Raw genomic sequence first — 13,829 nt, forward strand, 5'->3', positions numbered from 1 at the left:
GGCCGGGGTGTCGCCCAGGGGGGGCCCGGCGGCCCAGCTCTTGGTGGTGTGGGGGGGGGGCCCGGGGGGGGGGGGGGGGGGCCGCGCGGCGGCCCCCCCCGACGACCTGACCCTGCTCTATCCGGAGGACCTGCCCGAACTCCCCTGATCCGGACTTCCCCGGTCCGGACTCCCCCGGTCCGAACTTCCCTGGTCCGGACTTCCCCGGTCCGCGGCTCCGTCGGCGGTCGCGTCCGCCGCCTCCTCGGCGGTCCGCTGGCGGGGCATGGCGGGCAGCAGCCGGTCGAGGAGCGCGGCCCGGCAGGTCGCGAAGGCCGGGTCGGCCTGGTAGTCGGAGTGGCCCAGGACGGGTTCCGGCAGGGGGTGGGCGCGGGTGCGTCCGTACGCGACCGGGTCGAGCAGCGCGGGTGCGTCGACGGCCGGGCGGCCCTCCTCGGCGGGGACGCGGACGGGGCCGCCGATGGGGTCGGTGGCGCGGTGCAGGTTGGTCCAGCAGTGCACGGCCCGGTGGAGTCCGCGCAGCGCCTCGGGGCCGAAGTAGGCGGGGAACCAGCGGCCGTAGAGCCGTTCCAGCGGGGAGCCGTAGGTCAGGAGGGCGACCCGCGCGCGGGTGGCGGACGGCAGCTGCCAGACGGCCGCGGCGGCGAGGACGCTGCCCTGGGAGTGGCCGGAGATGACGAGCCGGCCGCCGGTGTGCCGGGTCCAGGAGCTCATCCGCCAGGTGAGGTCGGGCACGGCCCGCTCCGCGTAGCAGGGTGGCGCGAAGGGATGGGCGGCGCGCGGCCAGAAGGTGCCGACGTCCCAGAGGATGCCGATGGTACGGCGGGCGGAGGCGTCCCGGTAGGCGCGGCGGCCCCAGGTGACGAAGAGCAGGAAGCCGAACCCGATCATCCAGGATCCGAGCGCCTGGGTGGTGGCGGCGAGGGCGGCGATCGCGGGGTGGGCGCCGGAGAAGGCGCTGCCCGGGACCTTGCCGCTGGTCCAGGCCCCGGCGACGGACGCGGCGCCGAGCAGCAGCGCGGTGCCGGAGACGACGGCGACGAGGACGGGCGCGGAGTCGGTGAGCGAGGCGCGGGCGCGGCTCGTGGCGATCTGGCCGGTACGGACCGGATCGGGGCGCTCGCCGGCGTAGTCGGCCTCGACCGCGGCGCGCAGCCGGCGGGTCGCGAGGGCGGTCCTGACCCCGAGGAGGGCGGCGGGCACGAGCAGCAGCAGGAGCAGGACGGGGATGGCGGACGCCTGCCAGCTGAGGAGGACGGGCGGGCCGGTCAGGGGGGCCGGACCGCCGCCGGGGCCGGCGGAGCCGCCGAGCCGGTCGGCGACCCATTGGGCGACGCCGCCGGACATGACGCCGCCGAGGGCGCAGGCCAGCATGGCGGTGGCGGGTCCGCCGAGCCCGGCGAGGGCGGTGCGGGGGTCGCGCCGGGGCCGCTGGAGCAGCAGGGCGACGGCGCCGAGGGCGACGACGAGGCCGCCCTGGGCGAGGGTCAGCGCCCCGAAGGCGGCGTCGCCGGGGAGGGTGCCGGCGGAGTTCCAGCCGGGCCGGTCCCAGGCGGTGTGCAGGGCGGTCAGGGCGAGCAGGACGAGGGTCGCGGCGGGGAGGCGGGTGAAGAGGGTGCTCTCGACGCGCTGGTCGAGCCGGCGTTCGCTGCGGCCTCGGCCGCAGACCGCCCACAGGACGAGGGCGGCGGCCACCAGGAGGGCGGCCCGCAGGGCGAGGCCGGTGGCGGCGAGCACGCCGGTGTCGTGGCGGGCGGGGGCGGCGGCGAGGGCGCCGGCCACGGTGAGGAAGCCGGCGGCGGTGTGCGCGGCGCGCAGCCGGGCGACGAGCCGTCTCCCGTACCAGAATCCGGGCCGGCCGAGCGCGGGCCGCGGGTCCTCGGACGGTAGGGGGCCGGCGGGGGCGCCGTCGGTGGGCGGGCGCTGGGCCTCGTACGCGCTCCAGGTGCGGTGGGACAGGTACCAGAGGAGCCCGACGAGGGCGGCCGGGAGGGTGGCGGCGAGGGCGAGGCGGCGGCCGGGGCCGGACCACCAGCCGCCCCGGTCGGCGGAGAGGAAGCCGAGCCAGGCGCGTCCGTCGGCGCAGCCCGCGGTGCCGGCGCACTGCCAGGCCGTCAGGTCGAGGGCGACCTCGCAGGCGGCGGCGGTGAGCAGTGCGGTGAGGGTGAGGGCGAGGAGGCGGACGAGGACGCCGTAGAGCCGGACGAGGCCGGGGCGGCCGGAGGCGGGGGGCCGCATCCAGTGCGCGAGGTTGACCACCATGAACGGCAGGAGCAGCAGCCAGAGGGCGCGGGCGCCGTCGCCCGAGGTGAGGTTGGACCAGACGTAGGCCTCCGGGACCGGGCGGGCGGTGTCCCGTTCGGGGTGGTCCTCGGCGTCGAGGTCCTCGGCGCGGCGGTGTACGGCGGCGGTCTCGTCGCCGGTGACCCGTACGGTCCTGGGGTCGTCCAGCATGGACTGGGGGGTGGCTCCGCCGACTCCGTGGACGAGGAGTTCGAGCGCCGCGCCCCCGTGCTCCGGGGCGGGTGTGGCAGGGGACACTTAGGAGTCCTCCTCTCGGGAGTGGGAGGATGCGACGTCGGCTCCAGGATCGCGGACGACCGTGTGCCCGCGCACGCTCTCTCACCGAATCCGACAGCCATCCCCTCGTCTTCTGCGGAAGGACCGGCCCCGGCGGTGACTGACAATCAGAACCTCCTCGCGGAGCAGCGGCGCTCTCTGATCCTCGACGAGGTACGGCGGCGCGGCGGTGTACGGGTCAACGAGCTGACCCGGCGGCTCGGCGTGTCGGACATGACGATCCGCCGTGACCTGGACGCGCTGGCCCGGCAGGGCATGGTCGCGAAGGTGCACGGCGGGGCCGTGCCGGTGGCGGAGCCGAGCACGCACGAGCCGGGGTTCGAGGCGAAGTCGGTGCTGGAGCCGAGCGCGAAGGACGAGATCGCGCGGGAGGCGGCGGCGCTGGTGCTGCCGGGCTCGGCGATCGCGCTGTCGGGCGGGACGACGACGTACGCGCTGGCGCGGCAGCTGCTCGACGTGCCGGACCTGACCGTGGTGACGAACTCGGTGCGGGTGGCGGACGTCTTCCACGAGGGGCGCCAGGCGGCCGGCGAGGGTCGGCGGGCGCCGACGGTGGTGCTGACGGGCGGGGTGCGGACGCCGTCGGACGCGCTGGTGGGGCCGGTGGCGGACCGGGCGGTCCGCTCGCTCCACTTCGACCTGCTCTTCCTGGGGGTGCACGGGCTGTCGGTGGAGGCGGGTCTGTCGACGCCGAACCTGGCGGAGGCGGAGACGAACGGTTGCCTGATCCGTTCGGCGCGCCGTGTGGTGGTGGTCGCGGACCACACCAAGTGGGGGACGGTGGGCCTGAGTTCCTTCGGGACGCTGGACGAGGTGGACACCTGGGTGACGGACCGGGGCATGGCCGCGGAGGTGCGGGCCGAGGTCGCCGAGCACGTGCCGGGTCTTCTGGTGGCCGGCGAGACGGCGGCGTGAGCCGGTTCCGGGTGGCGCGCTCGGTGCCGCTGGCTCCCGAGGAGGCGTGGCGGCGGCTGACGGACTGGCCGGCGCACGGGCGGCGGGTGCCGCTGACCCGTACGACGGTCCTGACGTCCGGTCCGAGCCGGGCCGGGACGCGCTTCACGGCGCGCACCGGGCTCGGCCCGCTGGGCTTCGACGACCCGATGGAGGTGGTCCGCTGGGAGCCGCCGAGCGGGGGCCGGCCGGGGGTGTGCCGGCTGGAGAAGTACGGGCGGCTGGTGCGGGGTTGGGCCGAGATCGAGGTGGCTTCGGAGGCCGGGGGCTGCCGGGTGCTGTGGACGGAGGAGCTGTCCGTGCGCGGTGTGCCGGGGGTCTTCGACGGGGCGCTGGCGCGGGTGGGGCGGGTGGTGTTCGGCCGGGCGTTGGACGGGCTGCTCGGCCGCTCCTCGCCGTCCGGGCGGGGCCCGTCGCGCGACGGCCGTTCCTCGAACAGGCTTTCGTCCTGACGAGCTGTCAGTTAAGGTGCTTCTTCCACTCATCCGGGAGGTCCGGTCCATGCAACGCCGACTGCGGCCGGTGGAGCTCGACTTCACCGCCACCGCGCCCGTCCGCCTCGCCTTCGAGGCCACCCTCCAGGCCCCGCCCCCGGCGGTCTACCGCTCGATAGCGGTGGAGGTGGGCAGCCTGCCCGCCTGGTTCACCCCGGTCTCCTCGGCCGTCCCGCTGGACGACGGGGCGCGCCGCACGATCCGGCTGCGCGGCGGGATCCGGTTCGAGGAGACGATCCTGGCCGCCGAGCCGGACCTGCGCTACGCCTACCGCGTGGACCTCACCAACGCGCCCTCGGTCTCCGCGCTGGCCGAGGAGTGGGCCCTGACGGCGGAGGGCGCCGGGACCCGGCTGCGCTGGACGATGGCGGCCGACGGCTCCGCCCCGTTCCGCGCCGGGCTGCGGCTCGCGTCCCCGGGCATGGGCCTGTCCTTCCGCCGCGCCGCGGCCGCGCTGGACCGGCGGCTCACTCCGGCCAGGCGCCCGTCGCCAGGAAGCGCTCGACCGTGACGGCGTAGGGGGCGATGTCGAGGCCCTGCTCGGCGAGCCAGGCGTCCGAGTAGTACTTGTCGAGGTAGCGGTCGCCCGGGTCGCAGAGGAGCGTGACGACGCTGCCGGTGCGCTCCTCGGCGACCATCTCCGCGACGATCTTGAAGGCGCTCCACAGGCCGGTGCCGGTGGACCCGCCCGCCTTCCGCCCGATCGCGGTCTCCAGGGCGCGGACGGCGGCCACGCTCGCCGCGTCCGGGACCTTCATCATGCGGTCGACGGCGCCGGGCACGAAGCTGGGCTCCATCCGGGGGCGGCCGATGCCCTCGATGCGGGAGCCGCAGTCGGAGGTGGCGTCGGGGTCGTGGTGCACCCAGCCGTCGAAGAAGCAGGAGTTCTCCGGGTCGGCGACGCAGATCCGGGTGTTCTGCTGCGTGTAGTGGACGTAGCGGGCGATGGTGGCGGAGGTGCCGCCGGTGCCCGCGGTGGCGACGATCCAGGCCGGCTCGGGGTACCGCTCCAGCCGCAGCTGCTGGTAGATCGACTCGGCGATGTTGTTGTTGCCGCGCCAGTCCGTGGCCCGCTCGGCGTAGGTGAACTGGTCCATGTAGTGGCCGCCGGTGCGCGACGCGAGCGCCGCCGCCTCCTCGTACATCGTGCGCGAGTCGTCGACGAAGTGGCACTGCCCGCCGTGGAATTCGATGAGCCGGCACTTCTCGGGGCTGGTGGTGCGGGGCATCACGGCGACGAAGGGGACGCCGATGAGCTTCGCGAAGTACGCCTCGGAGACGGCGGTCGAGCCGCTGGACGCCTCGATGACGGGCTTGCCGGGCCGGATCCAGCCGTTGCAGAGCGCGTACAGGAAGAGCGAGCGGGCCAGGCGGTGCTTGAGGCTGCCGGTCGGGTGGGTGGACTCGTCCTTGAGGTAGAGGTCGATCCCCCACTTCTCGGGGAGCGGGAAGCGCAGGAGGTGGGTGTCGGCGGAGCGGTTGGCGTCGGCCTGGACCTTGCGGACGGCTTCCTTCAACCAGGCGCGGTAGGCCGGATCGGTGCGGTCGACGTCCACGGTGGCGATCGCGTCGGCGGTGTGGGGGATGGTGCTCAACGGTTCTCTCCTCGCTGTCCCGCCGGGTCTGACCCTGGCTTCCCACTGCCGACGATACCTCTCCCACCTGGGCAAACGTTCACTTTGACGCTCCATAGGAACGCCTTGGGGAACGCCCGCGCGACGCTCCCTGGTGTCCGCGCCGACAGCCCGGCACACTGGGAGGGAAGGGCACGCGGAAGGGGTGGAACGGCATGGCGGAACCGGAGTTCACTGCCAGGGGCGTACGGATCGCGCGGTGGCCGCGCTCGCTGACCCGGGCCGGCGAGGTCCGCATCGAGGACGGCCGGCTCGCGCTGCTCACGAGTTACGGCTCCGAGATCGACAGCGCGCCGGTCAAGGCGGTACGGGCGGGCCGCCCGTGGTTCGCGAAGGGCGACGAGACGGTGGCGAAGGTGAACGGCACCCGCTACCGGCTGACCATGGACGCCGCCGGGGAGGACGACGCCCGGGACGCCGAACAGGCGGGCCGCTTCCTCGCCGCGCTCCGGCGGGCGGCCGGCGGGCGCTGAACCGGCCCGCGGCACCGCCCCGGCGCACCCACCGATCCGGTGCACGGCGCTGACCTGGGGAAGCTCGCGGCGGGTTGCGGCTCGATGACAGCTGGTTCACGCTGGAACCACCTCACTGAGGGTTCAACGGTGGTGACACTGTGCTCAGTGCGCCGCCCTGGTGTACCGCATGACAGATCCGAATCTCCGTCTTCTTCAGGACTACTTCGGGGAGTCGCAGCCGTGATCAGCGAGCCGAGCAGGTTTTACGCGGTGGAGCTCCAGGCCCTGCCGTCGCGGATCGGTCAGATCCGCAGGATCGTCGCCGCCCATCTGCGCCATTGGCGCCTCGACGCCCTGGTCGATCCCGTCCAACTGGGAGTGACCGAGCTGTTGAGCAACGTGCACCGCCACGCGCAGCCCGACAAGGAGTGCACCGTCGAGCTGGAACTCCTGCTCGACCGGCTGACCGTCTCGGTCCGGGACAACGATCCCCGGATACCGGTGGCGACGGAGTCGGCCTTCCCGGACCTGTGGGACGAGCCGGACGCGCTCGCCACCTCGGGCCGCGGCCTCGCCATCGTCGGGGCGCTCAGCGACAGCTGGGGCGTCCGCCCGCGGGGCGCGAGCGGCAAGGACGTCTGGTTCACCCTGACGGCGCCGCCGTGCGCCGACGGGCCGGCCGTGACCGGCGCCGAGGCCGGGTTCGGCTTCGGGCTCGATCAGGTGCCGCTCGCCCCGATCGTCTCGTACGGCCGGCTCGCGGGCGTGCCCCTGAGCACGCCCGCGGAAGCCCCGGCGCTCGCGGCGAGCGGTGCCCGGACCTGAGCTCAGACGGTGGCGACCAGCGTCAGGTACGCGATGCCGAGGACGTTCCGGTAGCCGTTCAGCCAGCCGGCCCGCTGCCGGTCGACCCGCTCGCGGGTCTCGGCGGCCGCGGGGTGGTCCGGGTGGGCGGCGAGCCAGAGCTCGGTGTCGTACCGGTAGCCGGACTCGAAGGCCTCCCACTCGTCCCGGCTCGCCGTCTCGATCCACGCCGGGCGGAACCCGGACGAGATCGCCAGGTCGACGAGCTCCCCCAGCGGCAGGTGGTCGCCGGTGGTCGCACCGGGCCACATCCCGGCGAGCTCCGCCTCGCTCGGGGTCCGCTCCCAGAAGCCCTCGCCGAGCACGACCACGCCGCCGGGCCGCACCAGCCGGCGCAGTTCCCGCAGCGCCTCCGCCGGGTCGTGCGGCAGCTCCGGGTCGCACAGGGCCTGGCTGGAGCCGAGGCAGAGGATCGCGTCGACCGGGCCGCGCTCGCTGCCGCGGGCGGACTCCTCGGCGAAGACCGTGCGGTCGGCGAGACCGCGCTCCGCCGCGAGCACCCGGCCACGGGCGAGGTCCTCGGCGTTGATGTCGACGCCGACGCCCTTGGCGCCGGGCGCGGCGTCCAGGATCCGCAGCAGCAACTCGCCCCAGCCGCAGCCGATGTCGAGGACGTCGGCGGGCCCGGAGTCGGCGATGCGGCGGACGAGGCGCCCGGCCCGCTCCTCGGAGAGCGGGCCGTGGAAGGTGAGACCGCCCAGGCGGGGCGGGAGCGAGGCTTCAGAATCGATCATGAACGGGGAGGTTACCGGGCCCTGGTCCGGACGCCACCTTCTTTTCCGGGTCCGCCGCACGGCCCCCGCCCGGCCGACGGCGCCGGCGGAGGGCCCGCCCCTGCGGCACCCGGCGGACCGGCGGCACCGGAGGCTCCTCCCCGGGTCAGACGGGGGCCCCGCCCAGGGCGGCCAGGGGGTCGTCGAGGACCGGCTGCCAGGCCAGTTCGGCCGCGCCCACCAGGCTGTTGTGGTCCAGGGTGCAGGGGAGGATGGGGACTCCGCCGCTGCGGCCCCACAGGCTGCGGTCGGCGACGACCGCGCGCAACCGCTCCGGGTCGGCGTCGAGCAGCTCGCGGTGGAGCCCGCCGAGGATGATCCGGTCCGGGTTGAGGATGTTCACGAGGCCGGCGAGGCCCAGGCCGAGACGGTCGATCAGCTCCTCCACCGCCCCCCGCACCCCCGGGTCGTCCGGCGCGGACCGCAGCAGGTCGCGGGCCTGCTGGAGCAGGGACACCTCGGGGCCCGGCTCGCGGCCGGCCGCCGTGAGGAAGGCCAGCGGGTCGGTCTCGACGTCCAGGCAGCCGCGGCCGCCGCAGTGGCAGGGGCGACCCTCCGGATTGACCGTCAGATGCCCCACCTCCAGGGCCAGGCCCGAACTGCCCGAGTGGAGCCGCCCGTCGAGGACGAGCGCCCCGCCGACGCCCCGGTGTCCCGTGGCCACGCACAGCAGGTCGCGGGAGCCGCGCCCGGCGCCGTGCCGGTGCTCCGCGAGCGCCGCGAGGTTGACGTCGTTGGCGGTGAAGGCCGGGCCCTCGACGCCGGCGGCCCGGATCCGCTCCGCGAAGATCTCGCGGACCGGCGCGCCGGCGGGCCAGGCCAGGTGGAGCGGGTTGAGCGCGGTCCCCTCGGGCTCGGCGACCGCGGACGGCACGGCGAGGCCGGCGCCGACGCAGCGCCGCCCGGTCTCGCGGAGCAGCGCGGCGCCCGCGTCCACGACGGCGCCGAGGACCTGCGCCGGGTCGGCCGAGATCACCGAGCCGGGGACGGTGGCGACGAGGGTGCCGCCGAGACCGATCAGCGCGGCCCGGAAACCGTCCGCGTGGACCTGGGCGGCGAGCGCCACGGGACCCTTCTCGTCGACGGCGAGCCGGTGCGAGGGCCGGCCCTGGGAACCGGCGGCGGCCCCGGGGTTGGAGTCGACCCGGATCAGCCCGAGGGCCTCCAGCTCGGCGGCGACGGCCCCGGCGGTGGCGCGGGTGACGCCCAGCTCGGCGGTGAGGACGGCCCGCGTCGGCGCCCGGCCGGTGTGCACCAGCTCCAGCGCGGGGCCGAGCGCGCTGCGCCCCCTGTCCAGCCGAGTACGCGTCGTCGTCGCCTTGCCGTTCATGCGCCCGAGTCTGCCATGATCGGGGCCGCCCGCCGGACCCGGCCGGACCGGTCCGCTCCCCCGGGTCGCCGCGGGCCGCGCGGAGCCGCCGCGGCCGTGCCGGGAGACCTCGTCGGCGGTCCCGCTCCGGACGGTTCGGGGCCGGGCGGCGGTCAGCGCCGCGGGAGCAGGCCCACCTCGCGGCCGAGGCGTTCGGCGGCGGTGGCGAAGAAGGCGTCCCGGTCCTCGACGACCCGGTTGAACTGTCCGAACACCTCGAACGAGACCAGACCGAAGAGCTGCGCCCACGCGAAGACGAGGGCGACGGCGAGCGCGGGCGGCAGGTCGGGGGCCAGATCGGCGGCGAGCCGCTCCGCCTCCGGCGCGAGGCCGTCCGGAAGCGGCGGCAGCGCGACGCCCTCGGCCTGGTGCGCGGCGCGGGCGGTCGCCACCAGGAGCAGGCCGACGCGGGCGGCCGGGGCGACGGTGTCCTGGGGGGCGGTGTACCCGGGGACCGGGGAGCCGTAGATGAGCGCGTACTCGTGGGGGTGGGCGACGGCCCAGGCGCGTACGGCGCGGCAGGCGGCGATCCACTGGGCGAGGTGGTCGCCGGGCGCGGTGCGGACGGCGGTGGCGTGGGCCTGCTCGGCGGCGGCGCCGACGGCGTCGTACGCGTCGATGATCAGCGCCGTCAGCAGGTCGTCGCGACTGGGGAAGTAGCGGTAGAGCGCCGAGGAGACCATGCCGAGCTCGCGGGCGACGGCGCGCAGCGAGAGCTTGGCGGCGCCCTCGGCGGCGAGCTGCCGGCGGGCCTCGTCCTTGATGGCGGCGGTGATCTCGGCCCGGGCGCGGGCGCGGGCTCCTTGAACGGTGGTCATGGGAGCAGTCTGCCACGTTTCAGAGCGGCGCACCGAAATGAGAGCAGTGCTCTTGATTCCGAGCGGCGATCCGTGCAGACTGTTCTCAAGCGAGAGCAGTGCTCACGGTTCGGAGAGTCGCAAGAAACCGAGAGCGGCGCTCACGCCTAACGGACCACCCGCATCACCTGCACCACTCACATCACCCGCATCGCCTGCGCCACCCGCACCACCCACCCCGCCCGCCCGCTCCTCCCCCAGGCCCCAGGAGGCTCCGATGTCCGAGTCCACCACCCACGTCCTCAAGCCCGGCTGGTTCACCGTCAACGTCCTCAACCGTTCCGTCGCCTGGCTGACCCGCCGGGGGCTCAGCGTCTGGGGCTCGCGCGTCCTCGCCGTCCGGGGCCGCAAGAGCGGCGCCTGGCGGACCACCCCGGTGAACGTCCTCACCCTCGACGGCGAGCGCTACCTGGTCGCCCCGCGCGGTCACGTCCAGTGGACCCGCAACATGCGGGCGGTCGGCGGGGGCGAGCTGCACCTGGGCAAGCACGTCGAACCGTTCACCTCCACCGAGGTCGGCGACGACGCCAAGGTCGCGGTGCTGCGCGCCTACCTCAAGCGCTGGAAGGCCGAGGTCGGCGTCTTCTTCGGCGGCGTCGGCCCGGACTCCACCGACGACGAGCTGCGCGCCATCGCGCACAAGCACCCCGTCTTCCGCATCACGTCCGCCGGGAACGCGTGAGGGCGGGCACGGACCTGCGGCCCGCACCCACCCTCACCACCCCCCCGTGTGATCCTCAGGAAGTCTCGGAGTCCCCGCCCACGGACTCGACGGACTCCACGGACTTCACCGACTTCACGGCGTCCGCGCCCTCGGCGCCCTCCGCACCCTCGGGGCCCTCCGCACCCTCGCCGGGCTCCTCGTCCCTGCGCTGCACGCCCCGGCCCGCCGGACCGACGCCGGACGCCGTGTCCATGCGCTTGTCGAGGATTTCGAGGGCCCGCCTGGCCAGGCCGTTCGAGCGGACCATGGCGCCGAGCGTGGCCGAACCCCGGGTGATGTCGGCGAAGGCGTTCCAGGCCGGCCGCACCCCGGTGAGCACCGCGTGCAGCAGCCCCGGGCGACGCTCGAAGACGGCGAGCATCCGCCGCCCGACCGCCATCTCCACGCCGAGCCCGGCCTTGATCGCGAAGGCGTAGTTCAGCGCCTGGCGCCGGGCGTCCACCGCGTCGCCGGCCTCCGCGACCCGGACCGCCCACTCGCCGGCGAGCCGGCCGGAGCGGAGCGCGTACGAGATGCCCTCGCGGGTCCACGGCTCCAGCAGGCCGGCCGCGTCGCCGCAGACCAGGACCCGGCCGCGGGAGAGCGGGGAGTCGTCGGTGCGACAGCGGGTGAGGTGGCCGGAGGAGATCGTGGGCTCGAAGCCGGCGAGGCCCAGCCGGGCGACGAAGTCCTCCAGGTACCGCTTGGTCGCCGCGCCCTCGCCGCGCGCCGAGATGACGCCGACCGTGAGCGTGTCGCCCTTCGGGAACACCCAGCCGTAACTGCCGGGCATCGGGCCCCAGTCGATGAGGACGCGGCCCTTCCAGTCCTCCGCCACCGACGGCGGCACCGGGATCTCCGCCTCCAGGCCCAGGTCCACCTGCCCGAGCTTCACCCCGACGTGCGCCCCTATCCGGCTGGCGCTGCCGTCCGCGCCGACCACGGCCCGCGCGAGCACGGTCTCGCCGTCGGCGAGGACGACCGCGACCGTCCGCCGGTCCGGCACGGACGGGCCGTGCTGCTCCACCCGGGTCACGGTCGCGCCCGTGCGCAGCTGGGCGCCGGCCTTCTGCGCGTGCTCCACGAGCTGGGCGTCGAACTCGGGCCGGTTGACGAGCCCGAAGAGCATCCGGCGCGAGCGGCGGGTGCGGGCGAAGCGGCCTTCGAGGGAGAAGGTGACCGCGTGCACCCGGTCGTGGAAGGGAAGTTCGAAGCCGGGCGGCAGGGAGTCGCGGGAGGGGCCGATGATGCCGCCGCCGCAGGTCTTGTACCGGGGCAGCTCGGCCTTCTCCAGGAGCAGCACCCGGCGGCCCGCGACCGCCGCCGCGTACGCCGCCGACGCGCCGGCCGGGCCGGCGCCGACGACCACGACGTCCCACACCTCGGGCCGGTCCCGATCGGGCTCCGCGCCGAGCTCCGCGTCCTCCACGGGGCCGGACTCCGCGCCGGAGTCCGCGGCCGTCACCGCGGCCGTCGCCTCGTCCGCCGAGGGGCCGGACGGCTCGGCCGCCGGGGCCGGATCGCCGGACACGAGCGGCTCGATGGGCTCCGGACCGGCGTTCTCTGTGTGCTCGCTGCTCACGATGTGCTTCTGCTCCTGATCCGACCGGCGTCTGCTTCACGCATCCTACGGCTCGGTATGCCACGGCCCGGTCGTAGGATCGACGGTGCGAACGCCGTACCACCCGATACGCCGTTCGCTCCCCTAGCTCTCAACGTCGCACCCACGAGGAGCGTGCCCATGACGCCGAATCCGATCGCCGAGACCGTCCGGACCCTGATGCCTCGCGCCAAGGCCGAGCTGACGGAGCTGGTCGCCTTCGAGTCGGTCGCGGACGAGGCCGTGGCGCCCCGCAGCGAGTGCGAGGCCGCCGCGAACTGGGTCGCCGACGCGCTGCGCGCCGAGGACTTCCGCGAGGTCGCGCTGCTCGACACCCCGGACGGTTCGCAGGCGGTGTACGGCGTGCTGCCCGGCCCGGCCGGTGCGCCGACGGTACTCCTCTACGCCCACTACGACGTGCAGCCGAAGCTCGACGAATCGGCGTGGCTGACGCCGCCGTTCCAGCTGACCGAGCGCGAGGACGGGCGCTGGTACGGCCGCGGCGCCGCCGACTGCAAGGGCGGCTTCATCCTGCACCTGCTGGCCCTGCGGGCCCTCAAGGCCAACGGCGGCGTGCCGGTGACCGTCAAGATGATCGTCGAGGGCTCGGAGGAGCAGGGCACCGGCGGCCTGGAGCGGTACGCGGAGGAGCACCCCGAGCTGCTGACCGCCGACACCATCGTGATCGGCGACGCGGGCAACTTCCGCGTCGGCCTGCCGACGGTGACCGCGACGCTGCGCGGCATGACGATGATCCGGGTGCAGGTCGACACCCTGGAGGGCAACCTCCACTCGGGTCAGTTCGGCGGGGCCGCGCCGGACGCGCTCGCCGCGCTCATCCGAGTGCTCGACTCGCTGCGGGCCGAGGACGGCTCGACGGTGATCGACGGCCTGCCGGCGGACGCCGTGTGGGAGGGGCTCCAGTACCCGGAGGAGCAGTTCCGCGCCGACGCCAAGGTGCTCCCGGACGTGGAGCTGCCGGGCGCCGGCACGGTCGCCGACCGCATCTGGGCGCGTCCGGCCGTCACCGTCATCGGCATCGACTGCCACCCGGTGGCGGGCGCGACCCCGTCGATCCCGCGGACCGCCCGCGCGCAGGTCAGCCTGCGGGTGCCGCCCGGCCAGGACGCGGCCGAGGCGACCAAGCTGCTCTTCGCGCACATCGAGAAGCGCACCCCGTGGAACGCGCGGGTGACCCTGGAGCAGGTCGGTCAGGGCCAGCCGTTCCAGGCGGACACCTCCAGCCCGGCGTACGCGTCGATGGCCGAGGCGATGCGGGTGGCGTACCCGGGCCAGGAGATGCAGGCGGCCGGCATGGGCGGCTCGATCCCGCTCTGCAACACGCTCGCCACGCTCTACCCGGAGTCGGAGATCCTGCTCATCGGCCTGAGCGAGCCGGAGGCGCAGATCCACGCGGTGAACGAGTCCGTGTCGCCGGAGGAGCTGGAGCGGCTCGCCGTCGCGGAGGCGCTGTTCCTGGTGAACTACGCCGGTGGCGTGGGGGCCTGACGGCCTGACACCGGTCGGCCGCCGGATCCGCTCGCTC

The 13,829-nt window shown here is 75.2% G+C and carries 13 protein-coding genes; 7 read left to right on the forward strand and 6 right to left on the reverse strand.

Annotated features, from left to right (window positions below; all coding sequences use genetic code 11):
* Nucleotides 1-117: 117 nt before the first annotated feature.
* Nucleotides 118-2,541 (reverse strand): hypothetical protein, encoded by a 2,424-nt coding sequence (locus ACFQ8C_RS28380; protein ID WP_383462586.1) that lies wholly within the window; start codon nucleotides 2,539-2,541, stop codon nucleotides 118-120.
* A gap of 135 nt (nucleotides 2,542-2,676) precedes the next feature.
* On the opposite strand from ACFQ8C_RS28380, the gene ACFQ8C_RS28385 reads away from it, so the two are divergent.
* The 3 genes from ACFQ8C_RS28385 to ACFQ8C_RS28395 are packed head-to-tail and all read left to right on the forward strand — an operon-like array spanning nucleotide 2,677 to nucleotide 4,539.
* A complete protein-coding gene (locus tag ACFQ8C_RS28385) occupies nucleotides 2,677-3,495 on the forward strand; it encodes a DeoR/GlpR family DNA-binding transcription regulator (RefSeq protein WP_383462588.1) in 819 nt (272 codons plus the stop codon).
* Nucleotides 3,492-3,986: an SRPBCC family protein gene (locus ACFQ8C_RS28390; protein ID WP_383462590.1), complete on the forward strand. Its 495-nt coding sequence runs from the start codon at nucleotides 3,492-3,494 to the stop codon at nucleotides 3,984-3,986. Before ACFQ8C_RS28385 ends, ACFQ8C_RS28390 begins: the two co-directional genes overlap by 4 nt.
* Nucleotides 3,987-4,035: 49 nt before the next feature.
* A complete protein-coding gene (locus tag ACFQ8C_RS28395; protein WP_383462592.1) occupies nucleotides 4,036-4,539 on the forward strand; it encodes an SRPBCC family protein in 504 nt (167 codons plus the stop codon).
* Here the strand turns inward: ACFQ8C_RS28395 and ACFQ8C_RS28400 are convergent.
* Nucleotides 4,496-5,623, reverse strand: coding sequence for a PLP-dependent cysteine synthase family protein (locus tag ACFQ8C_RS28400; protein WP_383462594.1), 1,128 nt, complete (start codon nucleotides 5,621-5,623; stop codon nucleotides 4,496-4,498). The two genes, ACFQ8C_RS28395 and ACFQ8C_RS28400, sit on opposite strands and share 44 nt — an antisense overlap.
* Before the next feature lie 194 nt (nucleotides 5,624-5,817).
* Here ACFQ8C_RS28400 and ACFQ8C_RS28405 point away from each other — a divergent pair, with 194 nt between their 5' ends.
* Nucleotides 5,818-6,135, forward strand: a complete 318-nt coding sequence (locus tag ACFQ8C_RS28405) for a hypothetical protein (RefSeq protein ID WP_383462596.1) — start codon at nucleotides 5,818-5,820, stop codon at nucleotides 6,133-6,135.
* Nucleotides 6,136-6,357: 222 nt separating this feature from the next.
* Nucleotides 6,358-6,942, forward strand: coding sequence for an ATP-binding protein (locus tag ACFQ8C_RS28410; protein WP_383462598.1), 585 nt, complete (start codon nucleotides 6,358-6,360; stop codon nucleotides 6,940-6,942).
* A gap of 2 nt (nucleotides 6,943-6,944) precedes the next feature.
* Here ACFQ8C_RS28410 and ACFQ8C_RS28415 read toward each other — a convergent pair whose 3' ends face one another.
* The 3 genes from ACFQ8C_RS28415 to ACFQ8C_RS28425 all read right to left on the reverse strand — a co-directional run bounded on the left by ACFQ8C_RS28415 (nucleotide 6,945) and on the right by ACFQ8C_RS28425 (nucleotide 9,941).
* Nucleotides 6,945-7,715: an SAM-dependent methyltransferase gene (locus ACFQ8C_RS28415; RefSeq protein ID WP_383462600.1), complete on the reverse strand. Its 771-nt coding sequence runs from the start codon at nucleotides 7,713-7,715 to the stop codon at nucleotides 6,945-6,947.
* A gap of 145 nt (nucleotides 7,716-7,860) precedes the next feature.
* Complete coding sequence (locus ACFQ8C_RS28420) at nucleotides 7,861-9,084, reverse strand: ROK family protein (protein WP_383462602.1); 1,224 nt, start codon at nucleotides 9,082-9,084, stop codon at nucleotides 7,861-7,863.
* A 152-nt stretch (nucleotides 9,085-9,236) separates the two neighbouring features.
* Complete coding sequence (locus tag ACFQ8C_RS28425; protein WP_383462604.1) at nucleotides 9,237-9,941, reverse strand: TetR/AcrR family transcriptional regulator; 705 nt, start codon at nucleotides 9,939-9,941, stop codon at nucleotides 9,237-9,239.
* Nucleotides 9,942-10,197: 256 nt separating this feature from the next.
* Here ACFQ8C_RS28425 and ACFQ8C_RS28430 point away from each other — a divergent pair, with 256 nt between their 5' ends.
* Nucleotides 10,198-10,662, forward strand: a complete 465-nt coding sequence (locus ACFQ8C_RS28430; protein WP_383462606.1) for a nitroreductase family deazaflavin-dependent oxidoreductase — start codon at nucleotides 10,198-10,200, stop codon at nucleotides 10,660-10,662.
* Nucleotides 10,663-10,717: 55 nt separating this feature from the next.
* Here the strand turns inward: ACFQ8C_RS28430 and ACFQ8C_RS28435 are convergent, their stop codons facing one another.
* The gene (locus ACFQ8C_RS28435; protein WP_383462610.1) at nucleotides 10,718-12,112 is read right to left on the reverse strand and encodes a geranylgeranyl reductase family protein; all 1,395 of its coding nucleotides are present in this window, start codon (nucleotides 12,110-12,112) and stop codon (nucleotides 10,718-10,720) included.
* Nucleotides 12,113-12,424: 312 nt separating this feature from the next.
* Between ACFQ8C_RS28435 and ACFQ8C_RS28440 the strand changes: the two genes are divergently transcribed.
* Nucleotides 12,425-13,792, forward strand: coding sequence for a dipeptidase (locus ACFQ8C_RS28440; protein ID WP_383462608.1), 1,368 nt, complete (start codon nucleotides 12,425-12,427; stop codon nucleotides 13,790-13,792).
* The last annotated feature ends 37 nt before the right edge of the window (nucleotides 13,793-13,829 follow it).

Source organism: Streptomyces sp. NPDC056503, from assembly GCF_042794995.1.
Lineage (GTDB): Bacteria > Actinomycetota > Actinomycetes > Streptomycetales > Streptomycetaceae > Streptomyces.